Below are 24520 nucleotides of genomic sequence, written 5' to 3' on the forward strand. Positions count from 1 at the left end.
TCACTCAAATGCTTACAGCCAAGGATGACGCGGTGGATTAACACCATTCAAGTAGAAATTACCAACGGCATAGTATTTCCAGCGAACGGGGTCATGTAGAGTATGAGTCCGAGCATTGCGCCAGTGGCGGTCTAAGTTATATTGCCGTAAGGTAGACTTAGTACCAGCCAATTCAAACAGCTTGTTAGTTGTTAAAATCGCCGCTTCCGCAGCCAGTGCTTTTGCTTCTGCCACAGCAATAGAAGCTTCTGCCACACTACTATCAGTTGGCTTGGCGATCGCTCGATCAATATACTCACCCGAACGACGTAGCAGTGCTTCGGCTGCATGAACTTGGATAACTATGTTACCGACGTTGTAGATAGTTAGGGGATCTTCGTAACCATGTTCCAATTCAACATCAATCCAGGGACGAGTATAGTTGTGAACGTAGTGGATTGTCTCTCTCAAAGCTGCTTTCGCAATGCCGACATCTACTGCTGCTTGAATAATTTGGGCGATGGGGCCTTGGGTGGTTGGACGTTCAAAGGCTAAGAAGTGAGGAATCACACGCTCTTGGGACACTTGAACATTCTCAATAATAGTAGTGCCGCTAGCGGTGGTACGTTGCCCAAAACTGCTCCAATCGTCAATGACATTTAAGCCTGGTGTATCGCTTTCTACCAGAGCAATCACTGTTTTATCGTCATCATTACGAGCAATGACAGGAATCCAATCGGCTACCAATGCTCCGCTAGAATAGAATTTCCTGCCGTTGAGAACGTATCCATCTCCAGACTTTTCTAGGCGTGTCTGCACGTCGGTTACTGATTTAGTACCAATTTCAGAAAAGGCGTTACCAAATCGCTTACCTTGTAATACTAAGTCAAAGAAAAAACGTTTTTGTTCTTCCGTCCCATCCAACCGAATCGATTCCACAATATACCAATGATTTTGGGGAATTTGTCCCAAACTCGAATCAGCTTCGGAGATAATTTTAGTTACTTCTGCCAGGGTGGCATTCGATACAAAAGCACCGCCATACTCTTTGGGAACTGTAATTCCCCACAGCCCGCTTTGAGAATATTTATTCACCTCATCAACAGGTATCTTCCCTTCTCTGTCTCGTTCGGAATCTCCTTTGACAAATTCAGCAGCTAATTGATGGGCGATCGCGATCGCTTCAGTATCGTCAACAATTACATGAGCTTTTTGTTCGATACTAATTACAGATGTCATGTTTTACCTTCTTTTAATTGCAATTAAATTTCTAGTGATTGGTGCATTAACCAAATTAAGTAATATCCACATCCCAAATGATCTTGGAGAGTTTTGCCTGTATATTTTTGGCGGAATCAGCCGCGTTGTCGTAACTCAGGTTAAGGAAATATTGATGTTATGCAGTTACTAACTCTTCAGATGTGCGATGACGCGATTCAATCTCCCGCACCAAAGGAATTACCGTGCGACCAAAAGCTGGTAAATCATCGCTGTAATGTAAAAAGCCACCTAAAATCAAATCCACGCCAACTTCGTAGAATTGGCGAATGCGATCGGCAACTTGATCTGCTGTGCCAATCAAACCTGACTTAAAACCGTCGTTATATTGCACTAAGTCTTCAAAATTAGAGTTTGCCCACATTCCCTCTTTCTCACGAGTTGAAGTTCCGGCTTGTTTTACAGCTTCGCCAAAACCTGCAACAGCTTCTTTATCCGCTTGAGCAATAATCTCTCGCAGTACGTCATGAGCTTCTTTTTCAGTGTCTCGGACGATGATAAAGGCATTTAATCCAAACTTGACTTTACGCCCTTCCTCAGCCGCTAGAGCAGAAACTTCCTGAATTTGTTCGCGCACACCTTCGATGGTATTGCCATTCATGAAATACCAATCAGATACACGCGCTGCCATCCGTCGTGCAGCTTTAGAGTTACCACCTTGGAAGATTTCTGGATGGGGATTTTGATTAATTGGTTTGGGCTTCACCCAACCACCATTGATGCGGTAAAAGTCTCCCTTTAAGTGGAACTCTTCTTCTGTCCACATCCCTTTGAGTACGCGAATGAACTCCTCAGATCGGCGATAGCGTTCATCATGATCTAACCACGGTTCACCATAAATTGTGAATTCATTTTTAAACCATCCACTGACAACATTTAGAGCAAAGCGACCTTTAGAAATAAAATCAATTGTTGCACCCATCTTGGCAACTACACCTGGATGCCATAATCCTGGATGAACTGCGGCAATTAATTTCAGCCGTTCGGTTACAGGTGCCAAAGCTGCAACTGTAGTCAATGCCTCTAGTTGATACTCAGCACCGTAGCTGGCAATAAATCTAGCTTGTGCTAAGGCATAGTCAAAGCCTACCTGTTCGGCAGTTTGAGCGAGTTGGGCATTGTAATCGAATGTCCAATCTGTGCGTTGAGCAATTTTACTAACAACTAATCCACCACTGACATTGGGAATCCAATATGCAAACTTAATATCCACCACGATCTGCACCTCTTTTTATATTTATAGGACTTACGCAAAAATGACCAAAAAGCTTAATTTATCGAACCGCCAAGTCGCCAAGAGCGCCAAGAATTAGTAAAGAGTGCGTAAGTCCTATTAATGACTTAATTCGCATGAGCTAATTCTGGAGACTCTATCGGAGAATATTTCACCGCTTCGATCAATTCTTTGAGAGCATCGTTGAGCCTTTGCTCAATATCCTCATCAAGCTGCAAACTACCATCGGTTTCCAGTTGAATTTGTTTATCTACTCCATAAAAGCTGGCAAGTATGTGTCGTGCGCCTAACTCAGATAAGATCGGCTTCAGGGCATACTCAACCGCTAATAAATGAGCGATTGTCCCACCAGTGGCGATTGGTAGTATGACTTTTCCTGACAATGCTTTTTGCGGCAGCAAATCCAAAAAAGCTTTGAGTACGCCTGTGTAAGCAGCTTTGTAAATTGGGGTGGCAATTATTACACCATCAGCTTTTTCTAATAAGGCTTTTGGCTGTTCTAAAGCTGGGCTATCATATCGTCCAAAAACCAAGTCTTCAGCCGGAAAATCACGAACTGAAATAATGTCAACATCCAAGCCCTGTTGTTGTAAAAGCTTGGCGGCATATTCCAAAATGGCGTAGGTTCTAGATGGATGAGAAGGACTACCAGCGATCGCTAAAATATTAGTCATCTCAAAAACTCCTCGTATTAAGTGAAAGTAAATTTCTCTTGCTAGTAGCTCCCGGATTTAAAACTCGCTCATAAATGTGTTCGATAATGGCAGCACAGGCAGCATCGCCGCGATGACGAGGACGAGAAAGAGTAATTTCAAAATCCATTGCTACTTTTCCTGATTCAATCAGCACTACTCGATCTGCCAGGGCTACAGCTTCTTCTACATCGTGAGTAATCAGCAATGCCGTAAACTTTTGCTCCTGCCAAATATTAGAAATTAGCCGTTGCATTTCAATCCGGGTGAGAGCATCCAGCGCCCCTAATGGCTCGTCAAGCAAAAGTAAACGCGGCTGGCTTACCAAAGCTCTTGCTAAGGCTACTCGTTGGCGCTGTCCCCCTGAAAGAACAGCCGGCCATTCTTGGGCGCGGTCTGCCAACCCGACTTGCTCTAGCGCCCATTGCGCCTTTATTTGCCAGTTGTGACGCAAACCTAACCCAACATTTTCTAATACCCTTCGCCACATTAGTAATCGAGCATCTTGAAACATCACCCGTGCAGAGTGGTTAATCTGCCGCAAAGTTTCTCCGTTGATTAAAATACCCCCAGTAGTTGGAGGCTCCAAACCTGCCAACAAACGCAGTAAGGTACTTTTGCCACAACCGCTACGACCGACAACTGCGACAAATTCACCGGATGCAATCTCCAAATCTAAATTGTGTAAGACTTGCTGTTTGCCAAAGGTTTTACTCAAACCCCTTACCTGCAAACTTGCTCCTCTAATCTCTGGTCTCATTCTTTTTTACCTAAGCTATTTGATAGCTGGGATGCCATTGCAGTAACTTTTCTTCTAGCAATTTGGCACTTGTATCAGCAAGTTTACCTAGTAAGGCATAAACTAAAATGCTGAAAACGATGACATCTGTTTGCATAAATTCGCGGGCATTCATTGCCATGTAGCCAATCCCAGAATCCGCCGCGATCGTTTCTGCCACAATTAAAGTCAGCCACATAATTCCCAAAGCGTAGCGCAGACCAATTAAAATCGAGGGCATAGCTCCAGGTAAAATAATTTGCCAGAACTGTTCCCAAGGTTTTAGTCCGTAGACTTTGCCCATTTCTAACAATCCTTTGTCAACCGTATGGATGCCATGATAGGTATTCAAATAAATAGGAAACATTACCCCGATCGCAACTAAAAAGATTTTGGCTTCTTCCCCAATCCCAAACCAGACAATCACTAAAGGAATCATCGCTAAATGAGGAATATTCCGCAGCATTTGCATTGAGCTATCTAATAGCTTCTCTGCTACTGGAAAAATCCCATTTAGTAACCCCAAAATAAACCCAATTGAGCCACCAATTAGCAAACCTACAAAGGCGCGGATTGAACTGGTAATAATATGACGCAGCAGTTCGCCGGAACTTGCTAAAGTAATTGCAGCTTTAATTACTGCTGTTGGTGCTGGTAACACGCGCTCTGGAAGTAAACCAAACTGGACTAGTAACTGCCAAAGAATAATTAATAATGTTGGTACTATCCAAGGTATGGCTTGCTTCAGCCACAATTTAGGCAACTTTTTTCGCATAAAATTCAATCCACAGTTAATTGAGCTGTTTTTGATTTGGGGAAACTTTGATTTGCGACAATCTCACCAAAGGGACTGAGCATTACTTGCTGATTTGTTACAGGTAGATTCTGTAAAGGCAAACGCGGAAATAGGAGTTCGGCAACGCGATAGGCTTCTTCTAAGTGGGGATAGCCAGAGAGAATAAAAGTATCAATTCCGAGGTTGGTATATTCCAACATCCGCGCGACAACAGTGTCAGGATCTCCGACTAAAGCAGTTCCCGCACCGCCACGTACTAAACCAACTCCTGCCCACAGATTCGGACTAATTTCTAGTGCTTCTCGGCTGCCATTATGCAACTGCGTCATCCGCCGTTGTCCTTCAGAATCTAACCGGGCGTAAACCTTTTGAGCAGAAGAAATTGCCTCATCATCTACATAACTAATTAATTTTTCGGCAGCTTCCCAAGCTTGGCTTTGCGTCTCGCGGACAATTACGTGTAGGCGAATGCCAAACTTTAAAGTGCGTCCCTCGGCCGCGGCTAATCTGCGTACAGTGTCGATTTTCTCAGCTACTTGCTGCGGCGGTTCGCCCCAAGTTAGGTAAGAATCAACGTGCTTGGCAGCAATTTTTTGTGCGATCGCCGATGAACCCCCAAACCACAATGGCGGATAGGGCGCTTGTAGCGGAGGGAACAACAGTTTACCACCTTGAATATTGAAATATTTCCCATTAAAGTTAGTTTCTTCTCCAGATGCGATCGCCCGCCATACGGTTAAAAACTCATCTGTCAACTCATAGCGATTTTCATGACTCAGATGTACTCCATCTCCTGCTAACTCCACCGGATCGCCACCTGTAACTACATTTATCAATAAGCGTCCGTTAGATAAGCGATCGAAGGTTGCTGCCATTCGTGCCACTACTGTCGGCGACATTAAACCAGGACGAACTGCTACTAAAAAACGCATTTTTTGCGTAACTGAGGCAAGGGTCGAAGCTACCACCCAAGCATCCTCGCAAGAACGCCCTGTAGGTAACAAAGCCCCTGTATAACCAAGGTCATCTACCGCTTGGGCAATCTGCCGCAGATAAGGAAAATTCATCGCTCGTCCTCCGTTTGAAGTGCCGAGATAACGACTATCTCCATGAGTAGGAATAAACCAAAGTAGTTGCATTTATAATCTCCTGCTTGAATATCTTGCCTAAATCTACTTTTTCGGTACTTGTGCTACCTGTTTTACTTCTAATTGCTTAGGTAGCAGTCCTAATTTGAAGAACGTATCCGCTATTTGTTGCTGATATACCACAACTTCGCTCTGCATTGGTTGGACACCATAAGGACGACGCTGGGAAATTTCTACTAAACTCGGTACATCAATTCCTAACTGCGGCGACAGCAACTTTGCTACTTCTGTGGGATTCGCTTTAGCCCAATCATCTACCTTCTGGGTTTCTTCTAAAATTGCTTTAATGCGATCGCTATATTGATCGGCAAAGGGTTTAGCAGCTAAATAAAACTCCCGATTCGCCGCCAAATTCTCTGCATTCTTCAATACTCGCGCTCCTGTCGCCCGTTGCGCGGCGGTTAAAAATGGATCCCAAATTGCCCAAGCATCCACCCTTCCCTGTTCAAAAGCTGCTCGTGCCTCTGCTGGTGGCAGAAAAACTGGTTTAATATCGCTATACTTCAACCCGGCGGCGGCGATTGCCCGAACTAAAAAGAAATGCACGTTTGAAGCTTTATTGAGAGCGACCTTTTTGCCTTTCAACCCAGCTACGTCTTGAATTGGCGAATCTTTAGCGACTAAAATTGCTTCCCCTTTGGGATTGGGTGGCTCGTGAGCAATATATATCAAAGGTGCGCCCGCCGCTTGAGCAAAAATCGGTGGAGCTTCTCCTGTATGGCCGTAGTCAATACTACCTGCATTCAAAGCTTCTAGCAGTTGAGGCCCCGCAGGAAATTGAAGCCATTGTATGGTAATTCCTTCAGGTTTCAATCGTTGCTCTAAACTCCCCTGGGCTTTGAGAATGTTGAGTGTACCGTACTTTTGATAACCAATGCGAATTGTTTTGTTTTCAACGCTTTGATTAGAACTGATATTCGTAACCGGGCGATCGCTATGCAGATTTAGCGAATCCGTAGGTTTACAAGCACATACTACTACGCTCAAATATAGACTTGTAGTTAATAGCGTTGCCAATCTGGAAACAGATAAACAACGCGTCTTCGAGGTTTGTCTTTGCACAACAGGTTTGGTGCATCTTTGCTTTAGCCGATACTGGCGGTGGCTCAAACAATTTAGTAACCAGTGGTATCTATTTAACAAATTGGGCTTCCTCAAAAGAGCGTAATTTAAAGGCTAGTAAAAATGTATATGGCAATTTTAATCTACGGCAAACCAGTCGATTTACCGTATTTAGTAACATAACAGAGGAGTATGCCATAGATTTACTAAATAAAGCAAGACCTTCCCAAAAAAAACAACACTATTCCTAGCGATATAGTGTTGTTTTTAATTTGGATACCTTTGTGGGTCATTTTCGCTCCTACCCCCGGTGTATTTTTGACTGAGGTCAGATTTGCTCTTACCTGATTTTTTAGTCTTGATTTGCGATCGCAGGAGTTGAACTTGATCCGGTTTAACTCATTGAGTTGCTGGAGTTAAAGTATAAATATTGGTAGTTCCAGTACGTTCTTGTATTTGAATCATTCCTGTAGCCAGCAAAAGTTTGATGGCATTTTTGGCAGTTTTTTCTAGCCATGTAACAATGTTTAGACATCTTAGGAATGGATTCAAAACATCCGCTGACTTCTGCCCTTTTTTGTATGTGTGTATAAATTCTAAATTCTTCTGACTCAAGTGGATAATTATCTAAAAAAGCAGGAATGAAAGCCCCAAAATCTGAGCGTTTATTTAATTCATTCTCTGTTAAACTCATAGCGATAACACCCCCATTTAAATTTGCGTTTTTGCGGAAAATACGAGTAATTTAATAAGTAATGTATGAGGGAGCAGCCAAATTAGGTGATCGTCACAAAAATACCCCCAGAAAGTGGGGGCTTTTGATGTGGTTCATGTTCCTTAACGGACACAAAAAATAATTCTGGTTCGGTATAGGAATTTCTGTATATATTCCCATTTTACAATGAGCAAATCTTGATGTCTGAGGCGATAGCTAACTCTTCAAAATCGCTTCACTCAACTTGGACACCAAAGCGATTTATTGGTACAAATGTATTGTATGCAGAAAAAGTTGAAATATGTACCTTTTGTGGTTCCGTCGAGATTTGCGGCTAACTGATAACGAGATAGTCACACTAGCAACCGCTAACGGTGCAGCAGTCTTACCATTGTTCATTGTTGACCCTTGGTTTTATACCTGGGCTGATGTGGGAAAGGCAAGAGTCAGGTTTTTATTTGAGTCTTTAAAAAACTTGGACTACAACCTGCGAAATTTAGGTAGTCGGTTATACTTATTTGAAGGCAATTCCACAGACATTGTGCAACAGTTGACTAAACAGCTAATAGAGCAAGGATATCAGCCATCACTTTTGTTTAACCGCGACGTACAGGTAGAGTATGGAATTAGTCGAGACAAAAATGTAATCGATTTCTACAAAGAATTAAAACTTGATTACCACGTTGGATTAAATAACTTTCTACAATTATCAGAAAATCGCGTTCAATGGTATAACGAGTATTATAGTTACCAAAGACAACCCCAACATCAAACACCTCAAACTATCAATACACCGGATTTAAGCGTTAACCTACCGCAGTTAACTTTTGAAGAACTAAAACACAAATACCATAATTTTTGGGCAGTAGAAAAAGTTTACTTTCCAGGGGGAGAAACGCAAGCAATCTCCAAATTAGATTCATTTTTGAAGAGTAGATATCAAGGATATCACTGGAAACTGTCACGTCCAATGTTGTCACAAATGGGTGCAACATCACATTTGTCTTCTCATCTGACTTTTGGAACTATTTCTGTTCGTAATGTCTATCAAAAAATTAAAGCCAGAGCAGAAGAACTAAAAAATCAGCCCGCATCAGACTTCTCCTTAAAAGCATTTCGGGAGCGTTTGCGTTGGCATGATAGTTTTACACAGCGTCTTTACTTTCACCCAGAAATAGCTTACAAAAACCGTTACCCAGAATTTGATAGTTTGTACACACCAGAACCGCTATCATCTGCTAAACAAGAATTATTTCAGGCGTGGCAGCAAGGAATGACAGGTTTTCCACTAATTGATGCCAGTATGCGACAACTAAAAACAATGGGCTGGATGAATTTTCGGATGAGGGCGATGTGTGCCACATTCTTGACTATCAACTGTGGTATTTCGTGGCATCATGGAGCTAAACATTACATGAACTATTTAGTAGATGGCGACTTGGCAATTAATAATTGGCAGTGGCAAATGCAAGCAGGTGTAACTAATCCCTTGAGCGATACTTTTAGAATATATAATCCAAACAAAAATATTTCAGAGAAAGACCCAGACGGAAGTTTTATTTATCACTTTTAGAAAGCAACCTTGGACAACCTGTCCAAAATCTTTTTCAAGTCATATTAGCCATTATTCATAAATTTGAAGTACAGTAAAGCTAAGTCCAATATAGTATTTTTGCATTTGGAAAACGCTGCTGAATCTCTGCTTCAAAAAAGTGCTTCATGATTTTCATTGTGTTAGCATCATAAACATATTTAAATCCACCAAACTTATTACGCTTTAGTCGGCGTTTTTCCTCATCCATATCTAATTGGGAATATGGATACCAAGTCTGTAGAACTTCTTTTGACCCTGGTGTAAAGCGGTGGGAAATTAACTCAAAAGTGAGAGCGCAATTGAGATCAATGGCTTCGCTAATAGAGTCAAACAATCGACGATAATGTATTTGCCAATCATCTATAGGCATAATTGGCGCAATTACTAATCCAATTGGATAGCGGCTATCAGCTAATTGACGTAATGCCCCAAGACGTGAGATCACTGAGGCTGTACCGCCTTCAAATTTACCGGAAATCGGTGCAGCATTAACGCTCATCCGGCAACGAGTATGTCTATTGTGAGGTAAATCAAGTAAGCCATCTACTGCATCAAACTTGGATACCCAGCGCAAATGAGCATTGCTACGAGTAGCGAAGTAACGGATAGATTCAGCAAGGCTACCTGTTAAATGCTCAATCCCAAGTGGGTCAGTGTAACAACTAACCTCATAAGTTGTGAGTTGGTCAGGTCGCTCGTAATTGGTTAAGTTGTCTAAAATTTGCGGTAAATTAGCAAAAGTACGAATAACAGGTGGACCAGATAAACTACCTGCTAAGTAACAATATTGGCAATGGGCAGGACAACCCTCAGCAATATGAAATTGCCAATCAGCCGAGGGTCGTATAGGACTAAGTTTGAAGTGACTAGGCGGTGCAGTGACGACAGCAAGAGTACGTTTGGCAATATCATAAGTTTCGCGCTCATCTTCACCACGCAAGCTTCTTAAACGGTTACGTTGTAACTCAATAATCGGCAAGCCTAAAGCCTGAACGCGTTGCAAAATTTGTTGTCCCCAAGGCTCATCTAAAGCAGCCGGAGTAAACATGACTTGTTGAGGCATCCACAACTTTGTAGGGCGTGTTGTTAAGTCTGTTACTAGGAGATTGTCTTTGGTGATATGAGGCAAAATTTTTCTCCGTTAATTATCAAACTGATATCTGCAATTAATTTTTTAGTTTAGTGAATTAGTTGTGATAGCAAAATAAGTTGATTCTGCTGCTAAAATGATTGTTATTACTAACGGTATTAAATTCAAACTTATTTTGGCGCTTTTTATTTTCTCTAAAGTTCATTAAAAAGCTAATTTTTGCTAACTAATAACTATAGATTATTGATATAACTTTATTTTAAAACTATAGTTGAGAATTTTCTATTGGTTAATAGCGCGGATTTTACTAAATAGAAGGGTAGTGGTTTCCTGATACGTACATAAAGTAAAAGAAAAAATAAACAAGGTTAGAGTTGCTGAAAGGCGAAGTGATAAATACGATCATTGGTAAAGGATGTACAACACAGTTGGTAAAAACTGATTTCCTGGTTTTTTGTATTTTGCTTTGGTTTAATTTTCACTTTCCATGTGTAATTTAACTAAGTGTTTAATCAATCCCAAATTATTTAGTCTGCAATAATGGTTGCTCAAACCCTCATTCTTGCGTTCAAAAAATTTCACTTAGTCTGCAAACCCACACTTCACGCTTGATTTGCTTGTAGAACTCTGGACTGTTGGCTCGCTCTAAGAAATCTGTGATTGCGTATGATCGCAAAAACCAGATGATTATGCGATTACTTCATTGAGCTATCGCTGCACTCGTAATGACCAAGCCCCGTTGGGGCAGGGTGTGGGGTTGCGTGTCCGAGATAGCCCCAACCACCCTTGGGTCACAAGCCCCATCAGGGTAAGACGATTGCATTGGTCGGAGTCACAAGTCTTAACCAATACCGTCTTCACTACACCCCACACCCTTCTTTTTGACAAATTAAATGGTTTATGAGGGTTTCAAGCCTTATAGATAGTACTTGTGTGACACCGTAGTACTCACTGCTACTAGCTTACCGCGCTGCTTACAGCACCCTTGAGGGCTGCAATTCCCTGTTCAATGCTAGCCCAGATGCCCATGTCAGGTTCTTGACCGCCTATCTCTCGCGTTCCGACAAAGTAAAGAACGCCTTTAAGAATTTCTTGGTGAGCGCGATTTTCAAAATTCACTCGGTTGAGCGGTTCCATCAAATCTTGAAGGTCATCATTCAATGACTGGGCAACCTTGTGTAGAACCAGCCCGGTCATTGTCTGTTGATGCTTTAGCAACTCAAGCTGTAAGTACTTGTCATACAGAGTTAGCTCAGAGCCGCTCATCATTTGGCTTACCTTTTGGGCATGTTGTTGACTAATGTCGCGAGGTTCTGCTGCGTTGCCGTATCTAGAAATAGCAGCTTCAATGATGCCAAGATTTTCGCGATCACTGTTTATCATTCCTTCGAGCCGCTCGCAAATCGTATTGTCGTCCGTCTGTGCTATTAACTTTTGCTCACTTTCTAACAGAACGTTCTGAAACAGCTTTAGATCAGCAAGCTTAGTCGCTATATTTGTGACATCGGCCATATTATTAACTCCAGACTATAGGTTTTATCGGTTATGACAAGCTCTCCTCACTTTTTCCATATTCTCGTGAGGTTTTAGTAAGTCTGTCCCTCTTCAGAAAGATTTATTAGTCACTTGTTCTCTAGCTCCTGAATTAATACTTTAACCTTACGAACTGTATTGATTGCCACATCGGCTTTTTCAGCAGTCTAACGCAACGACAAACCCCCATTTAGTGCTGCAACTACTCGTTGAGATGAGGGCTTTGCTAAAAATTCCTCTACTGATTCACCAATTGAAGGTCGCCCAACGTGTTGCCCCCAGTTGTTAGCACGTTTCATACCTGTTTTGATTGCTTGCGATCGCATGAAGGCACGTTTATTTTCTGCAATAAGTTGTTCAATTTGGCTGGGTTCACCTGCTAGAACATCTACCTCAATTTTTGACAATCCCTTTGCTTGCATTCGGCGCAAATCACGCAGCACGGCGTTGTTGCATGAATAGGCAAAATGGTAAATTTTACCTATCGCCTATGTTCGCTCGCCGCTTAGCCCAACAATGAAGACGAAAGCCCAGTACAAAGTTAAGAATTGGAACGCCTATGATGCAGCACTAAAGCAACGAGGCAGTATAACATTCTGGGTGAATGAACAAGTCATCGAGCAGTGGCGCAATCAGCAAAAAACGGGGAGAAAGGGAGCATCAAATTACTATTGCGATGTGGCAATCGCGACAACGGGTACGATTCAAGCGGTGTTTCATTTACCTGGGCGGCAAGCAGAAGGATTTTTAGAATCGCTATTCATGCTTATGGAGGTTGAGCTAGCAGTGCCAGATCACTCTACCCTATGCCGTCGTTTAAGCAAGTTGTCGGTAGAACTGCCAGTCATTCCCAAAGAGAAAGCCATTCATGTAGTAGTGGATTCAACCGGGGTGAAAGTCTATGGTGAAGGGGAATGGAAAGTTCGTACACATGGGGTTGGTAAACGGCGGACATGGCGCAAATTACATTTAGGTGTTGATGAGAACAGTGGTGAAATTTTAGGTGCAGTGGTGACTACTAATGATGTGGCTGATTGTGAAGTGCTACCAGACATATGCTATTTTTTCAGTGTCGCGTTCTGCGGCGATCGCATTTTCTGCGGCTAAATCTATTTGCACTTTAACTGCATCGCTGATACGAATATATAAAGGGTCATTGGTGAATGGCACTAAAAAAAGCTATAAAGCTTACCATTGAAGGAGAACAAAAATTTCTGCACTGAAGTATGGATATTCGCGTACCAGAATGTGTTCGTCCACTGTTAGCTGATTATTTATTGTCAATCGCTCAAATTAATTCTCATCTTTTCAGCAGCTTTGATAACAAAAGGCTTTATCTGCTTGAATTACACCTCGTTGTCACCCCCTCACATCATGCGGTCTGCCAGCGATTTTGCAGCGATTGCGTTTAGGTCAGCTACTATTTGCTGCGGAAGTTGCAGCGCCGCAGCTTTGATATTCTCACGCAGATGTTCAACCGATGACGTGCCGGGAATCAGCAAGATGTTGGGGGAATGCTGAAGCAACCATGCCAGCGCTACTTGCATCGGTGTTGCGTCTAAAGATTTGGCGGTGCTTTCAAGCACAGAGGATTGTAGCGGCGTGAATCCACCCAGGGGGAAGAACGGCACATAAGCAATGCTCTGCTGTGCGAGATCGTCGATGAAAGCATCATCTTTGCGATGTGCTACGTTGTATTGGTTCTGCACACAGACAATTTCTGCGATTTTTTGCGCCTCTGCTAACTGTATAGGCGTGACATTGCTCAAACCGAGGTGACGAATTAATCCCTGCTTCTTAAGTTCGGCTAAGGTCGTTAGCGGCTCGACGAGAGAACCCTCAGATACTCCCTGAGTGTCACCCATCAAGCGGAGATTGACGACATCGATCGTATCGAGTCCAAGGTTACGCAGGTTATCGTGAATAGCCTCGGTCAGATCCTGCCGCGACATCGCCGGAATCCACGATCCATCTTCAGGACGACGCGCCCCGACCTTGGTTACAATCACTAAATCTTTCGGGTAAGGATGCAGTGCTTGTCGGATAATCTGATTCGTGATGTGAGGGCCGTAGAAGTCGCTGGTATCTATATGATTAATGCCGAGTGCGATCGCTTCGCGTAAAACAGCAATGGCTGCATCTACATCACATGGCGCACCCATTACATTTGAACCCGTCAGTTGCATAGCACCATAGCCTATGCGCTTTACTGTGATTGAGGTGTTCGGCAGCGTCAAAGAGCCGCCAAGGTTGGTTTGCTCAGACATATTGCGACTTTCTCTAAGAATTTTTTAGTGATTTACAGCGATTTTCAGGTAAATGAACCACACTATTTTTATCTCACGCAAAGACGCAAAGACGCAAAGGAAGAAAAGAAGAAACAAGACTGTGGTCTAAATACATGAAAACTGCTGTAATGAAGGTAATCCAGCATCATTATTCAATAGACTCTTATTCGCCGCTGACGCGCAACACGATTTTACCTAGATAATGCTGTTTCATCGCTGACTGCGCTTGCGCCGCTTCTTCCAGCGCAAACGTCTGCGCGATGTGAATTTGAAACTCACCCATGTCGATTAATCGGTTGAGTTCGTCTAACAACATCCGGTTAGCGAAGCCATTTGCCTGCTTGAGTTCCACACCTGAGGGTGCTTTAGGTTCGGGCATCACGCCATTAGGAAAGGAGACGATCCCGCCCTGACGCACTAAACTCAGCGTCGATTGAACGGTGTCGCCGCCCACTAGCACCAGTGCAGCATCAAAGCCATTAGGCGCAAAGGCACGGGCGCGTTGCACAACGTCGTCGCTGTGTCCGTCTACTGCTTCATCCGCCCCCAACTGTTTAACCAGAGCTACACCGTCTGCACCCGATGCGATCGCGAAAACGTTCGTGCCCATGCGTTTAGCTAGTTGTAGCGCAACGTGACCGACACCACCGCTTGCGCCCCACAGCATCAATTTAGTTTTGTCACTTATCTCCAGCGTCTGCAAATTACTGAGCGCCGTTATACCAGCAATGGGTAGCCCACCCGCCATCACCATATCGAGACTATCGGGCATCGGTGCAACCGTTTTTTCCGAGACAACGACGTACTGGGCATAGCTACCGCCTTTGTCGTTCATGAAGCTCTGAGCGTAAACGCGATCGCCAACACTAAAACGCTCAACGTCATCGCCAATCGCAATAATAGTGCCTGCACACTCGCCCCCTAATACACGCGGAAAGTAAACTTCGTTATACACCAGATTGCCTTCCCGCTCCATCTCATCCCAGATACCAACTCCGGCAATCTCGATGCGAATCAAAACTTCGCCTGTGTCCACCGTAGGCACAGGTAAGGTATGCAAAGTCAGCTTGTCAGCATGACCGAACTCGTCCACCGCCATTGCTTTCATTTGTTGGGGAGTATTTTGCATAAATAGGTTCTCCTGCTAATTGCTTGAGTTGTTATTGAGGGGTTCAAAAGCGTAAAACTGCTGACAAAGTTTGTTTGGACAGATTGCTATTTCCTCTAAGAAGTTTTTAATTGTTTCACAAAAGAAATAACGTTTTGCACCAGATGCTTTCATCCTACAAATTCGATCCAGCATTTCCAATGCCTAAAGCTCTTTAATTCTTGCCTAATTCTCTAGCATGGATAATTTGAAGACATTCTATAATCTTGTAGGGCATTGAATGAGTCGAGGCTTTACCATGACAGTCAAAATCCCCAATTCTGAGATAGTTGTAGATCGGTGCCAAGCGCTGGCGACATTAGTGGCGCGGCACACCGAACTCAATGGCAACCGGATCTATCCAACTGCGATCGCACCATTGAGCTTTTCGCGCTCGGATGCGTCCTCTGCCATCGTCTACCAGGATTATGAACCAGGTCTGGCCATTCTCGTTCAAGGCAAGAAAGACATGGTGTTAGGGAAGGAAATGTATGCCTATGAGGCAGGGCAATGTCTTGTTGTCTCAGTCGATCTTCCCCTCGGTAGATGTATTGTTGAGGCGACACCCAATCGACCGTATTTAGGATTAAAGCTGACCCTAGATCCAATGCAACTGTGTGAAATGGTTACTCAAATGAATCTCAGTTCAGCGAAGAAAGAGAACTCTGTCCGAGGCTTGTTTGTAAGTAACGCTGATGCCACGTTGCTTGACTGTGCCCTTCGCCTTACTAAGCTTTTAGATACACCACAAGATATTCCCATGCTGGCACCAATGATCGTTCGGGAACTTTACTACCGTCTACTGATGGGGGAACAAAGTGAAGCCGTGCGCCAAATTGCTACATCTGGTAGTAGTATGCAGCGAATCGCTTTAGCGATCAAACAGATCAAGTCTAAGTTTACTCAGCCTATGCGAGTTGAAGACTTAGCAAAGCAAGTGAGAATGTCTACTTCGTCGTTTCATCAGCACTTCAAGCAAGTGACCTCAATGAGTCCACTTCAATATCAAAAGCAGTTAAGACTCTCAGAAGCCCGTCGCCTGATGCTGACGGAAGGTTGCGATGCCACCTCTGCTGCCTATCAGGTCGGGTACGAAAGTCCCTCACAGTTCAGCCGGGAATATTCTCGTCTGTTTGGTGCGCCACCAATGCGAGACATCAAACGACTACAATCGGCTTGATGACCTTGCCCCATAAAGCATGACTGTTTCAGTCTAAATTTGATGCGCCATTGTCGGATTTCACCCAATCTCGATACCACTAGCTGCGTTACCTTTACCATTCCAGGAGTCTTTTGCAACTGAGCAAAAGTCACTTCGGCAGCACTTAAAAATTTAACTGCTGTATCCGTATTCCCATTGACCAATATATAATTTGCCAGATATCGTAAATCTTGCGTTGCCCGATCTTTGACAATTAATCGGTAGTTCATCTGTCACCTGAGCTACCCATGCTGTTCTGACCTAAAACAGTAGAACGCAAATTTTGCCAATATTCCGGCGTTACTTCCTGTCCTTCTCCATCAATACCTTCAAGCAAAAGTGCTTCTAACTCCGCTTGTGCTTTATTTTTTTGGTCTTGCTTTACCAAATCTAGAAAATATTCGCCAATGCTGCCATAAGCACCTGCTATCACTTGTGCTTCTACATAAACGCGCACCTCATCAGGTATATCAATACTGATATTCATCGGCGCTCCTGCATAACTACCCTCATCATTTTAGCTGACAGTTCTTATCCAACACCAGATTACAGCTAATCTCTTCTAATATTAGATGGGTTAACTCAAAATCGCTTGAATTTTTTGTGGAGAAAATCAATGACCATTTCAATGTACCAAGCTTCAATACCCGTATTTATTCGCGCACTGAATAACCTTGCAAATATTCTTGAAAAAGGTGCTGCTTATGCAGAAACTAAAAAAATAGATCCTTCTGTATTAATCAATAGTCGTCTATCCCCCGATATGCTTCCATTATCAAAACAAGTACAAATTGCCTCTGACATAGTAAATAGAGGTGCTGCACGACTAGCTATTGTAGAAGCACCCAAATTTGAGGACAATGAAACTACATTCGCTCAACTTATTGAACGTATTCACAAAACTATCTCTCAATTAAATACATTTAAACCTGAGCAAATTGACGGTTCAGAAGAAAAAGAAATTACCTTACAAATGCGTGACACTACTGCATCATTTCAAGGAATGCCATATCTTTTGTACTTTGTTTTACCAAACCTTTATTTCCATGTCACTACAGCTTATGACATTCTCAGACACTGCGGCGTAGAACTTGGTAAGCAAGACTTTCTTGGTCAGCCTTAACGAGAATATGTGACGAGGTGATGCTGAAGTTTGCTCAATTGGTGGCATCTGCGCCTGATTAGATGACGTGGATAGGGTGAAAATTTTGAGTTTTGAGAGCGAACGAATTTATCAATAATTCTTCTGTTGCTCATCTACAAAACACCACAGCCATTCTTCTCCTAATTCTGCGGAACTAATGACGGCATGTCCACTCTCTTCATAATGACGGCGTGCATGTTGATTTTTGGAAGAGTCGCAGCACAGCATCTGACCACAGGTTTGGCAAATACGCAGATGTACCCAGCGTTCGTTAAGCTGAATGCACTCCTGACACTGAAACACAGGATAGTTGGCTTTGTGAATCAAGTTTTCCAGAGTCACTTCATTGAGATGTTGACAAGTCATAAAATTTTGTTGTGAATGAATAGGTTATGAGTATAATACAAGTCTGTATCTTTACAGTTGTGGCGATAATCTACCCGCCCACCATAGGTGATCGCAGTCAGCGGTGTTTTCGCAAACAGTTTATCTGGGTTAATAACTGCCGTCTCAACCTGAATCACGGAATGATTTCGCGCAAGTCGGAACGAATTAACAATACTATGGTATCGAGCGCCGATTCATCCCACATTTATGCAACACCGACAATTTATATTATACCCAGCGACGCACTCGTGCCTTGTAGCACAGGTATTCATCGCCAAATTTGCGCTCCAAGTAAATCTCTTCGCGCTTAACGACTCCGATTTGCACAATGACTAAAAGGGGCAATAACAGCAGCAACGCCCAAAGCGCACTGAATAGCAAAGTGATACCCATATAAAGCAGCGTCAAAGACAAATAAATCGGGTTGCGGCTTAAACTGAAAACACCATCCGAAACAATCGCTGTTGTCGGTTGTGAAGGGTTAATTGCAGTACGCGCGCTATTCATCGCCCGAAAAGCTGAGATTGCGAACAATCCCGCGCAAATAATCGCCAACATTCCTAAAACTAATCCTACAGAGCGCGGCAGAAAATCGATAGGAAAAACAAAATCGAGTAATAATCCGATTAATAGCGTTCCAGTATAGAGTGCTGGTGGGAAAGCAATTATCCCAGGATTGTCCAATATCTGTTCCTTCATTGCGATTTACCTCTTTGTATTCCTTTTGAATTCGCGTTTAGACAAAGGCTGCTCGATGCTGTGATACAAAGTCCTCAGTTCAGTAAGGACTAATTAAGTGTATGTACATGTTCTTGAGAAAATTTTTAGGCTTGACGAAATAATGCAGTCGTTTGTATTAAATATTCGAGCGGAATGCTTAATCTTTGCTGTCCAAGGATTTCCTCAACCGTGCTTTGAGCCTGTTCCCACAGTAGAAAGGTTTTCGCAAGCACAACTTCTCCATCAGATGTCAAGCTAATCATACGAGTGCGCTGGTCTTTTCCTGGCTGAGATTTTAACTTTGAGGTTCCGGGTTAAAGTTGTGCGATCCATTACTAACATCTTTGCTAAGGAAGCTATCGTTCCCGATTTTGCCATCGCTACAGCCACAAGAATTGTGAATTGAGTAACAAGCAATCCACTAGGCTTGAGAATTTCATCAAAGTGTTGCGTGATCGCACGAGCAGCCCTTTGGAGATTGAAATAAGCACATATTGAAGCCACTTGATCTAATAGATCTGAGTTAATTAGCTTAATGTATTTATTCATCATTTAAGTGTATATGCACCTATCAATCATGTCAAGATTGTCTTAATCTTTACTGTGAGCCTGTTTTATCCCAATGTTGTCAGAGATAAATTTCCCTACATTATTCAAAAATCTAAAATAGAGATTCGCATTTTGTTTCTGCTTCTTAGCTTCTTAGTTACCTCCAAATAACGCTCTAAAGCCGCCAAAGTCGGCGAGGCTGTTGGTGTTGTTGATGGGGAGGGGAACCTTACCAGGGCAAACGCATCTAAAGTACTCTTAATCACGACCAAGATTAAGACCCAACGAAAAATCAGTATTTCTGGCTTAATTTATTTTCCAAGGCTCAAAGCGATGCCAAAGGCAAGCCGCAAAGCGTCTACGCTAAAATCTTTGTCAATAAGTAGAGATTAATGAGATTATTTTTGACTCTATTGAGAATAAACTAGTCTTATTGACATGATGCGGCCGCCCTGGGAGCCTTACTGGAATGGATATCTGGGAAAATGGCAGGCATGGGTTAACTTTGAGGACGGGTGTAAGTCGGTGGTGTGCGATTGGCTCTTTGCGGTGTAGTATTCTGGTTTGGTTCCTACACCAATCAAGTGTTCACAAGCGATTAATTCAAAGAATTTTGGAAACATATATAAAGGCTGTGATACCATGTCCGGTTAAAGACTTCTCATCAAGACCGCAGGGGGCAGGGAGCAGAGGGAGAAAGAGTTTTCAGGTTTTTGCACAGACGCGGGATTCATAACTAATAAGCCGGACATGATATGACATCATACTTAAGCCGTTTAAAATCATCGCCTTTACCACCTGACCCGCACTGACTTTTTCTCCTGGCTCTGAAGACAGTAAATTATTAATTATCTCTACTATCCCAATTGAATCTACTATGTCTCCTACTATTCCTAGATGGTCAATCTTCTGAAATTCAATTTTAGCTCTCATCAATTCTAGCCAATTTTCTCAATTATTAGTTCTTATGTACTAAATAGATCCGTTTCTTTCGGGTGTGACAGTAAGGGTGCGGAATGTGGGATGTAGAAATACAGGCAAAATCAGGCAAGAGTTCACACAATTTGAACAGGAGCTTACTATGAGCTACATTACCACAGGGGAGCGCATTGGCTACGAGCGAGGAAGAGAGGAAGGTGAGCAAAGTCTTGTGCTACGACAACTACAAAAACGGGTTGGGGATTTACCAGAAGATGTCCGGGTAAGTGTTCAAAATTTACCTCTAAACCAATTGGAGGAACTTGGTGAAGCATTATTAGACTTTACAGTTATTGAGGACTTATTTAATTGGTTAGCAGCCAATCAACCAGAGTAGGAAGTAGGAAGTTTGACTGATTATCACGTCGTGTTGAAGTAGGTGCAACACGCTATGAGATAATGCTCTTTTGCAGAAAATTTATGACTGCTCTTTATATTCAAGACGAAACCGAGTTCGATATGCTCCTTGAGTCCGAACCGTTATTTGTAGTAGATTGTACCGCTGCTTGGTGCGGCCCATGCAAACTTATTGCCCCTTTGATAGATAAACTGGCATCAGAGTACAGCACTCGTGCCAAAGTCTTCAAGCTAGACCTCGATGCCAACCAACCTGTTGCTAAACGATTTGGCATTCGTAGTATTCCCGCCGTCATGATCTTTAAGCAAGGCGAGTTAGCAGAAACGATGGTCGGTGTTAAACCTTATGAAGAATTTAGCAGTACTCTCGATAAACATTTGGCTTGATTATCGCAGATGGAACACAGTATTTCATCTACTACTTAGCTGTTGCAGTAATTTCGAGTCCCAAGTATGCCCAAAGGTTAAAACATGGAGTGAGTATGTGTGGTACAAGAACTACTTAGTACACTGACGAGTGATGAAAGGTGGGGTGTGATGGTGGAGTTTGAGGAAGTTTGCCCCGATGGATTTGCTCAGTTGGTGTCGGCTGCGCCTGATTGGGTGGCGTGGATGGGGTAATGTATCAAGCTTTTTGCTCGTGGTATTCAGAAATATGCTCATAAATTTCTTCAGGAAACTGTAAGTCCTTGTAGACATTACAAGCATCTGGGTCATCGGCATTTGGGCAAATGATAAAATCCTGCTGTGATTGCCATTCAAGAACGCGCTCTCGTCGCGGGGGATTATAATCTTTACCCTGCACTTGTAGATACATTGAACGCGCTTGTTCTTCGCTGAAGTCTTTGTCTTTGCGAAGATAGTCAATTAACTCAGATTCACTTAAAAAATGACGTGCCACCATTGCAAATACTAGCCTTCCGTAATGACCAATATTTTGACCTGCATCAAGAGAATCAAGCAGGTGTGCCATCATGTCATTTTTTCGTAATTCTTCAATTGCCATTTGTTGTCGGTTCCTTTGCTTTAATTGTCGAGACAAATCTAAATATATTCCTCTCCCTGTAATACCCATGTACTACTAAAATGACTTATCTCTAATGACTGAATACAAATATGCATTTAGAACGACTTTTCAACTCGACTTCATCGATATTTGCAGAATATAAACGCCAAGTCACGTGGCAATGCACGCCATGTAAACCAAACCTCTGGGGTACTCTCGCCAAAGTCTGTGACTTGGCGGCGACGGGGGATAGGAGTGCTGAGTGAGTGAGGTGACGCTCGATGACTCGCTACCGCTTCGCTAACAATACCCCCGAAGTCAGCAATTGTTTTAGTTATCGGGACTGGCTTATCAAAGGGGAATTAGTCACGCTTGCCCTCAGAACATGTTCCCTAAAATCCTTTATGAAACATTTGTAATCACTTTTAGGCACGTCTTGCTAAAAACATGGAACTATCTCCCCCATGCAATTTTATTTTTCCTTCCAATATATTTTCGTCTTTTAACTTTACCCATCTACTGCCAGAAGCGGGATCGCATTCGTCACTACCTTCCCATGTAAAATTTAATCTTGCATTGGCATCATCCTTTATGATTTCATAATCAATTTGTCCAGTTACTAAACCAAATTAAAACTCGCCAAAACCTTTCTCGTCTACTTCAATGTAAGCCTGAACTTCCATGTTAAAGTAAGATTCATCGCACATTTCATCTCGGAGATATGCCAAACTCCAGTAGGTTTCACAACTTTATAAATCTTTGTTTTGAATAGTATTTTTCGGATTTTTGAACGACTATTAAAAGTTCATTATTCAAAAACTGCGGCTTTTTCAATAATAAACCACTCATGATACAAGATTGCTAAGAAAAATTCTTCATTTTTCAGACGATCGCATACTGCCATAAATCCAGAAAAGAAGGGATCGTCTTCATAGGTAGTATCAGATAGAAAAATTGTTACAGAATTATTATCTGTACTCCAGATATAACGTAGTATATTGATATTGGAATGATGTGATTTATCTACAGGTAATAATATTGCATATCCTCCAACTTCTAAAAATTCTGGTTGTTCATATCTTAAAACCGATTCCCAACTTTCTGGCCCTTCGTGTTTCTCAATAATTCTATCCCATCTGACTAGCTTGATTTTTTCGAGAGTTTCTGTGGATAAATCTGATAATTTCATAGCTTTTACTACAATTAATAAGTTGTAATCATTGAGATACGGTGCTTGGCATCAATTGTCAAGAATATATTTAGATCAGAGCCTCAGATTATGCCTAATAATAGCAGTTGCATTTTACATCTTTTTATTAAATACAAACATAATGTAGCAATGAAAAAGGTTGAAGAACTCAACCTAAAAGTAGGTCATGGCATAGAAGGAGACGTTAATGCTAATCCCATCAGTCCTAGACAAGTCCTAGTTGTTAGATATGAAGATGGTGTAGACTTCGCAATTCCACCGGGAGAATTACGAGAAAATATTGTTGTAGCGGGGATAAAAACTGAAAATTTCACCCCTGGCTCTGTTATAACTTTTGATAATGGTGCTGCTATTCGTTTAACTTTTCGTTGTGAACCATGTAAACGGATATCTCATTTAGTTGATTCCTTGAAACATATTCAAGGTAAAAGAGGTATTTTAGGTGTAATTATCAAATCAGGTTCAGTCTATATTGGAAATAATGCTCAGATTCAAACTGATAAATTTCCAGCTTTATCTGAAAAACCTTATGAACGTTTTCTAAATTTTATAGTCAAAGTGCCTCAAGGGAAGGTAGTAACCTATAAAAAAATAATTGAAGCAATTGGAGTAGATAACAGCTATCTTAGAGCTATCCCCACATATCTCAAAAAAACATCAACTGATGATTATCCGATTCACAGAATATTAGATTCTCAAGGCTGTTTAATAAAATATGCTCCAGAGCAGAAGAATAAACTAGAAGCTGAAGGTATTGAAGTTTTAAACTGTTCAGACTTATTTAGTACTCAAAACAGATATTTTGTAAAAATTGACAAATATTTATATGAAGATAAAACACTGTATTTAAAATAAATATCATGATTGACCATGATCGCCTTTTCAAAGAATTACTGTCTACGTTTTTTATTGAGTTTCTTGATTTATTCTTGCCTCAAGTAGTTAACCAAATAGACCGCGATTCTATTCAATTTTTACCCCAGGATGTGTTTACAGATGTCACCTCTAGGGAAAAGAAGGAAATTGACTTGCTGGCTCAAGTGCGTTATTAAGGGCAGGAAACTTGTTTTTTAATTCACGTCGAAAATCAGTCTTATACTGAAACAGTATTTGCCAAACGAATGTTTAAATATTTTGCTCGGCTTCATGAGAAATATGATTTACCAATTTATCCAGTTGTAGTATTTTCTTTTGATGAACCACTGCGCCCTGAGCCTCAAATTTATCGCGTTAGTTTTCCTGATTTAAATGTACTGGAATTTCAGTTTGCTGCCATTCAATTAAATCGCTTAAGTTGGCGGGATTTTATCACTCAGCCTAATCCGGTTGCCGCTGCCTTAATGTCGAAAATGAATATTCCAAAGCTTGAACGTCCACAGGTAAAGGCGGAATGTTTGCGGCTGCTGGCAACGCTAAAACTAGATCCAGCCCGGATGCAATTGATTTCGGGATTTGTTGATACGTATTTGCGCCTGGATGATACCGAGAAACAGGTTTTTCAGGCAGCAATCAGTACAATGGGACTAGAGGAACAGGAGGAAATCATGGAGATCGTAACGAGCTGGCAACAAGAAGGCGCTCAGAAAGCCCATAGAGCGATCGCACGATCAAACTTATGTGACATACTGTTCTAG

General features: G+C 42.2%; 30 protein-coding genes and 3 pseudogenes. 10 read left to right on the forward strand and 23 right to left on the reverse strand.

Annotated elements, in window-relative coordinates; all coding sequences use genetic code 11:
- Positions 1–12 precede the first annotated feature (12 nt).
- From QI031_RS11985 to QI031_RS12020, 8 genes are all read right to left on the reverse strand, one after another.
- The gene (locus tag QI031_RS11985; protein WP_281485372.1) at positions 13–1218 is read right to left on the reverse strand and encodes an SfnB family sulfur acquisition oxidoreductase; all 1206 of its coding nucleotides are present in this window, start codon (positions 1216–1218) and stop codon (positions 13–15) included.
- A gap of 157 nt (positions 1219–1375) precedes the next feature.
- Positions 1376–2473, reverse strand: a complete 1098-nt coding sequence (sfnG, locus tag QI031_RS11990; RefSeq protein ID WP_281485373.1) for a dimethylsulfone monooxygenase SfnG — start codon at positions 2471–2473, stop codon at positions 1376–1378.
- Positions 2474–2598: 125 nt separating this feature from the next.
- Entirely contained in the window at positions 2599–3165 is a 567-nt protein-coding gene (gene ssuE, locus QI031_RS11995; RefSeq protein ID WP_281485374.1) for an NADPH-dependent FMN reductase, read from the reverse strand.
- Between the two features lies 1 nt (position 3166).
- On the reverse strand, positions 3167–3943 hold the full coding sequence (locus QI031_RS12000; RefSeq protein ID WP_281485375.1) for an ATP-binding cassette domain-containing protein: 777 nt from the start codon (positions 3941–3943) through the stop codon (positions 3167–3169).
- A gap of 10 nt (positions 3944–3953) precedes the next feature.
- Entirely contained in the window at positions 3954–4736 is a 783-nt protein-coding gene (gene ssuC, locus QI031_RS12005) for an aliphatic sulfonate ABC transporter permease SsuC (protein ID WP_281485376.1), read from the reverse strand.
- Positions 4737–4741: 5 nt separating this feature from the next.
- Complete coding sequence (gene ssuD, locus QI031_RS12010; RefSeq protein ID WP_281485377.1) at positions 4742–5896, reverse strand: FMNH2-dependent alkanesulfonate monooxygenase; 1155 nt, start codon at positions 5894–5896, stop codon at positions 4742–4744.
- A gap of 33 nt (positions 5897–5929) precedes the next feature.
- Positions 5930–6892 (reverse strand): sulfonate ABC transporter substrate-binding protein, encoded by a 963-nt coding sequence (locus tag QI031_RS12015; protein ID WP_281485378.1) that lies wholly within the window; start codon positions 6890–6892, stop codon positions 5930–5932.
- Between the two features lie 474 nt (positions 6893–7366).
- Positions 7367–7519: a hypothetical protein gene (locus QI031_RS12020; protein ID WP_281485379.1), complete on the reverse strand. Its 153-nt coding sequence runs from the start codon at positions 7517–7519 to the stop codon at positions 7367–7369.
- 464 nt (positions 7520–7983) lie between these two features.
- Here QI031_RS12020 and QI031_RS12025 point away from each other — a divergent pair, with 464 nt between their 5' ends.
- Entirely contained in the window at positions 7984–9255 is a 1272-nt protein-coding gene (locus QI031_RS12025) for an FAD-binding domain-containing protein (RefSeq protein ID WP_281485380.1), read from the forward strand.
- Between the two features lie 79 nt (positions 9256–9334).
- Here QI031_RS12025 and QI031_RS12030 read toward each other — a convergent pair whose 3' ends face one another.
- The 3 genes from QI031_RS12030 to QI031_RS12040 all read right to left on the reverse strand — a co-directional run bounded on the left by QI031_RS12030 (position 9335) and on the right by QI031_RS12040 (position 12342).
- Complete coding sequence (locus QI031_RS12030) at positions 9335–10339, reverse strand: spore photoproduct lyase family protein (RefSeq protein WP_281486006.1); 1005 nt, start codon at positions 10337–10339, stop codon at positions 9335–9337.
- 984 nt (positions 10340–11323) lie between these two features.
- Positions 11324–11878 (reverse strand): hemerythrin HHE cation-binding protein, encoded by a 555-nt coding sequence (locus tag QI031_RS12035; protein WP_281485381.1) that lies wholly within the window; start codon positions 11876–11878, stop codon positions 11324–11326.
- 188 nt (positions 11879–12066) lie between these two features.
- On the reverse strand, positions 12067–12342 hold the full coding sequence (locus tag QI031_RS12040) for a hypothetical protein (RefSeq protein WP_281485382.1): 276 nt from the start codon (positions 12340–12342) through the stop codon (positions 12067–12069).
- Between the two features lie 73 nt (positions 12343–12415).
- On the opposite strand from QI031_RS12040, the pseudogene QI031_RS12045 reads away from it, so the two are divergent.
- Positions 12416–12955 (forward strand): annotated as a pseudogene (locus tag QI031_RS12045) (IS5 family transposase); the annotation flags it as partial.
- On the opposite strand, the gene QI031_RS12050 reads toward QI031_RS12045, so the two are convergent.
- The 4 genes from QI031_RS12050 to QI031_RS12065 form a co-directional block, all read right to left on the reverse strand.
- Positions 12944–13069 carry an element excision factor XisH family protein gene (locus QI031_RS12050; protein WP_343217855.1) on the reverse strand — a complete coding sequence of 42 codons (126 nt, stop codon included), beginning with the start codon at positions 13067–13069 and terminating at the stop codon, positions 12944–12946. The pseudogene QI031_RS12045 and the gene QI031_RS12050 sit on opposite strands and share 12 nt — an antisense overlap.
- 197 nt (positions 13070–13266) lie before the next feature.
- Positions 13267–14166 carry an aldo/keto reductase family oxidoreductase gene (locus QI031_RS12055; RefSeq protein ID WP_281485383.1) on the reverse strand — a complete coding sequence of 300 codons (900 nt, stop codon included), beginning with the start codon at positions 14164–14166 and terminating at the stop codon, positions 13267–13269.
- Positions 14167–14350: 184 nt separating this feature from the next.
- Positions 14351–15316 carry a quinone oxidoreductase family protein gene (locus QI031_RS12060; RefSeq protein WP_281485384.1) on the reverse strand — a complete coding sequence of 322 codons (966 nt, stop codon included), beginning with the start codon at positions 15314–15316 and terminating at the stop codon, positions 14351–14353.
- A 337-nt stretch (positions 15317–15653) separates the two neighbouring features.
- Complete coding sequence (locus QI031_RS12065; protein WP_281486187.1) at positions 15654–15791, reverse strand: hypothetical protein; 138 nt, start codon at positions 15789–15791, stop codon at positions 15654–15656.
- On the opposite strand from QI031_RS12065, the gene QI031_RS12070 reads away from it, so the two are divergent.
- Positions 15747–16514 (forward strand): AraC family transcriptional regulator, encoded by a 768-nt coding sequence (locus QI031_RS12070; protein WP_281486007.1) that lies wholly within the window; start codon positions 15747–15749, stop codon positions 16512–16514. The two genes, QI031_RS12065 and QI031_RS12070, sit on opposite strands and share 45 nt — an antisense overlap.
- Before the next feature lie 247 nt (positions 16515–16761).
- Here the strand turns inward: QI031_RS12070 and QI031_RS12080 are convergent, their stop codons facing one another.
- Positions 16762–17022: a ribbon-helix-helix domain-containing protein gene (locus QI031_RS12080; protein ID WP_281485386.1), complete on the reverse strand. Its 261-nt coding sequence runs from the start codon at positions 17020–17022 to the stop codon at positions 16762–16764.
- A gap of 129 nt (positions 17023–17151) precedes the next feature.
- On the opposite strand from QI031_RS12080, the gene QI031_RS12085 reads away from it, so the two are divergent.
- The gene (locus tag QI031_RS12085; protein ID WP_281485387.1) at positions 17152–17658 is read left to right on the forward strand and encodes a DUF1993 domain-containing protein; all 507 of its coding nucleotides are present in this window, start codon (positions 17152–17154) and stop codon (positions 17656–17658) included.
- A 111-nt stretch (positions 17659–17769) separates the two neighbouring features.
- Here the strand turns inward: QI031_RS12085 and QI031_RS12090 are convergent, their stop codons facing one another.
- From QI031_RS12090 to QI031_RS12110, 5 genes and pseudogenes are all read right to left on the reverse strand, one after another.
- Positions 17770–18045 (reverse strand): UBP-type zinc finger domain-containing protein, encoded by a 276-nt coding sequence (locus tag QI031_RS12090; RefSeq protein ID WP_281485388.1) that lies wholly within the window; start codon positions 18043–18045, stop codon positions 17770–17772.
- Between the two features lie 249 nt (positions 18046–18294).
- Positions 18295–18765 carry a methyltransferase family protein gene (locus tag QI031_RS12095; protein WP_281485389.1) on the reverse strand — a complete coding sequence of 157 codons (471 nt, stop codon included), beginning with the start codon at positions 18763–18765 and terminating at the stop codon, positions 18295–18297.
- 276 nt (positions 18766–19041) lie between these two features.
- Positions 19042–19338: a MarR family winged helix-turn-helix transcriptional regulator gene (locus QI031_RS12100; RefSeq protein ID WP_281485390.1), complete on the reverse strand. Its 297-nt coding sequence runs from the start codon at positions 19336–19338 to the stop codon at positions 19042–19044.
- A gap of 551 nt (positions 19339–19889) precedes the next feature.
- Positions 19890–19979: pseudogene (locus tag QI031_RS31720) on the reverse strand (DUF4277 domain-containing protein); the annotation flags it as partial.
- 61 nt (positions 19980–20040) lie between these two features.
- On the reverse strand, positions 20041–20268 hold the full coding sequence (locus QI031_RS12110) for a DUF4277 domain-containing protein (RefSeq protein WP_484832738.1): 228 nt from the start codon (positions 20266–20268) through the stop codon (positions 20041–20043).
- Between the two features lie 115 nt (positions 20269–20383).
- Between QI031_RS12110 and QI031_RS12115 the strand changes: the two are divergent.
- The 3 genes and pseudogenes from QI031_RS12115 to QI031_RS12125 all read left to right on the forward strand — a co-directional run.
- Positions 20384–20650, forward strand: a pseudogene (locus tag QI031_RS12115) (DUF4351 domain-containing protein); the annotation flags it as partial.
- Between the two features lie 83 nt (positions 20651–20733).
- Positions 20734–21057 carry a thioredoxin gene (gene trxA / locus QI031_RS12120; RefSeq protein ID WP_281485392.1) on the forward strand — a complete coding sequence of 108 codons (324 nt, stop codon included), beginning with the start codon at positions 20734–20736 and terminating at the stop codon, positions 21055–21057.
- Positions 21058–21156: 99 nt separating this feature from the next.
- A complete protein-coding gene (locus tag QI031_RS12125) occupies positions 21157–21291 on the forward strand; it encodes a hypothetical protein (protein WP_281485393.1) in 135 nt (44 codons plus the stop codon).
- A 4-nt stretch (positions 21292–21295) separates the two neighbouring features.
- Here QI031_RS12125 and QI031_RS12130 read toward each other — a convergent pair whose 3' ends face one another.
- Positions 21296–21712 carry a hypothetical protein gene (locus tag QI031_RS12130; protein ID WP_281485394.1) on the reverse strand — a complete coding sequence of 139 codons (417 nt, stop codon included), beginning with the start codon at positions 21710–21712 and terminating at the stop codon, positions 21296–21298.
- 772 nt (positions 21713–22484) lie between these two features.
- Entirely contained in the window at positions 22485–22865 is a 381-nt protein-coding gene (locus tag QI031_RS12135) for a hypothetical protein (protein WP_281485395.1), read from the reverse strand.
- A 45-nt stretch (positions 22866–22910) separates the two neighbouring features.
- Here QI031_RS12135 and QI031_RS12140 point away from each other — a divergent pair, with 45 nt between their 5' ends.
- The 3 genes from QI031_RS12140 (at position 22911) to QI031_RS12150 (ending at position 24520) form a co-directional block, all read left to right on the forward strand.
- Entirely contained in the window at positions 22911–23741 is an 831-nt protein-coding gene (locus QI031_RS12140; RefSeq protein ID WP_281485396.1) for an MGMT family protein, read from the forward strand.
- A gap of 5 nt (positions 23742–23746) precedes the next feature.
- Positions 23747–23938 (forward strand): hypothetical protein, encoded by a 192-nt coding sequence (locus QI031_RS12145; RefSeq protein WP_281485397.1) that lies wholly within the window; start codon positions 23747–23749, stop codon positions 23936–23938.
- Positions 23939–24007: 69 nt separating this feature from the next.
- Positions 24008–24520, forward strand: a complete 513-nt coding sequence (locus tag QI031_RS12150) for an RpnC/YadD family protein (protein WP_343217856.1) — start codon at positions 24008–24010, stop codon at positions 24518–24520.

It is taken from the genome of Halotia branconii CENA392 (genome assembly GCF_029953635.1).
Lineage (GTDB): Bacteria > Cyanobacteriota > Cyanobacteriia > Cyanobacteriales > Nostocaceae > Halotia > Halotia branconii.

What these genes read in the sequence shown, in the direction of transcription:
- QI031_RS12000 (WP_281485375.1), bottom strand. Translation starts at nt 3,943, where the DNA reads ATGAGACCAGAGATTAGAGGAGCAAGTTTGCAGGTAAGGGGTTTGAGT.
- QI031_RS12055 (WP_281485383.1), bottom strand. Translation starts at nt 14,166, where the DNA reads ATGTCTGAGCAAACCAACCTTGGCGGCTCTTTGACGCTGCCGAACACC.
- QI031_RS12110 (WP_484832738.1), bottom strand. Translation starts at nt 20,268, where the DNA reads ATGAGAGCTAAAATTGAATTTCAGAAGATTGACCATCTAGGAATAGTA.
- QI031_RS12135 (WP_281485395.1), bottom strand. Translation starts at nt 22,865, where the DNA reads ATGAAATTATCAGATTTATCCACAGAAACTCTCGAAAAAATCAAGCTA.
- QI031_RS12035 (WP_281485381.1), bottom strand. Translation starts at nt 11,878, where the DNA reads ATGGCCGATGTCACAAATATAGCGACTAAGCTTGCTGATCTAAAGCTG.
- ssuE (WP_281485374.1), bottom strand. Translation starts at nt 3,165, where the DNA reads ATGACTAATATTTTAGCGATCGCTGGTAGTCCTTCTCATCCATCTAGA.
- ssuD (WP_281485377.1), bottom strand. Translation starts at nt 5,896, where the DNA reads ATGCAACTACTTTGGTTTATTCCTACTCATGGAGATAGTCGTTATCTC.
- QI031_RS12090 (WP_281485388.1), bottom strand. Translation starts at nt 18,045, where the DNA reads ATGACTTGTCAACATCTCAATGAAGTGACTCTGGAAAACTTGATTCAC.
- QI031_RS12080 (WP_281485386.1), bottom strand. Translation starts at nt 17,022, where the DNA reads ATGAATATCAGTATTGATATACCTGATGAGGTGCGCGTTTATGTAGAA.
- QI031_RS12100 (WP_281485390.1), bottom strand. Translation starts at nt 19,338, where the DNA reads ATGATGAATAAATACATTAAGCTAATTAACTCAGATCTATTAGATCAA.
- QI031_RS12095 (WP_281485389.1), bottom strand. Translation starts at nt 18,765, where the DNA reads ATGAAGGAACAGATATTGGACAATCCTGGGATAATTGCTTTCCCACCA.
- QI031_RS12060 (WP_281485384.1), bottom strand. Translation starts at nt 15,316, where the DNA reads ATGCAAAATACTCCCCAACAAATGAAAGCAATGGCGGTGGACGAGTTC.
- QI031_RS12025 (WP_281485380.1), top strand. Translation starts at nt 7,984, where the DNA reads ATGTACCTTTTGTGGTTCCGTCGAGATTTGCGGCTAACTGATAACGAG.
- QI031_RS12085 (WP_281485387.1), top strand. Translation starts at nt 17,152, where the DNA reads ATGACCATTTCAATGTACCAAGCTTCAATACCCGTATTTATTCGCGCA.
- ssuC (WP_281485376.1), bottom strand. Translation starts at nt 4,736, where the DNA reads ATGCGAAAAAAGTTGCCTAAATTGTGGCTGAAGCAAGCCATACCTTGG.
- QI031_RS12030 (WP_281486006.1), bottom strand. Translation starts at nt 10,339, where the DNA reads ATGCCTCAACAAGTCATGTTTACTCCGGCTGCTTTAGATGAGCCTTGG.
- QI031_RS12150 (WP_343217856.1), top strand. Translation starts at nt 24,008, where the DNA reads ATGTTTAAATATTTTGCTCGGCTTCATGAGAAATATGATTTACCAATT.
- trxA (WP_281485392.1), top strand. Translation starts at nt 20,734, where the DNA reads ATGACTGCTCTTTATATTCAAGACGAAACCGAGTTCGATATGCTCCTT.
- QI031_RS12145 (WP_281485397.1), top strand. Translation starts at nt 23,747, where the DNA reads ATGATTGACCATGATCGCCTTTTCAAAGAATTACTGTCTACGTTTTTT.
- QI031_RS11985 (WP_281485372.1), bottom strand. Translation starts at nt 1,218, where the DNA reads ATGACATCTGTAATTAGTATCGAACAAAAAGCTCATGTAATTGTTGAC.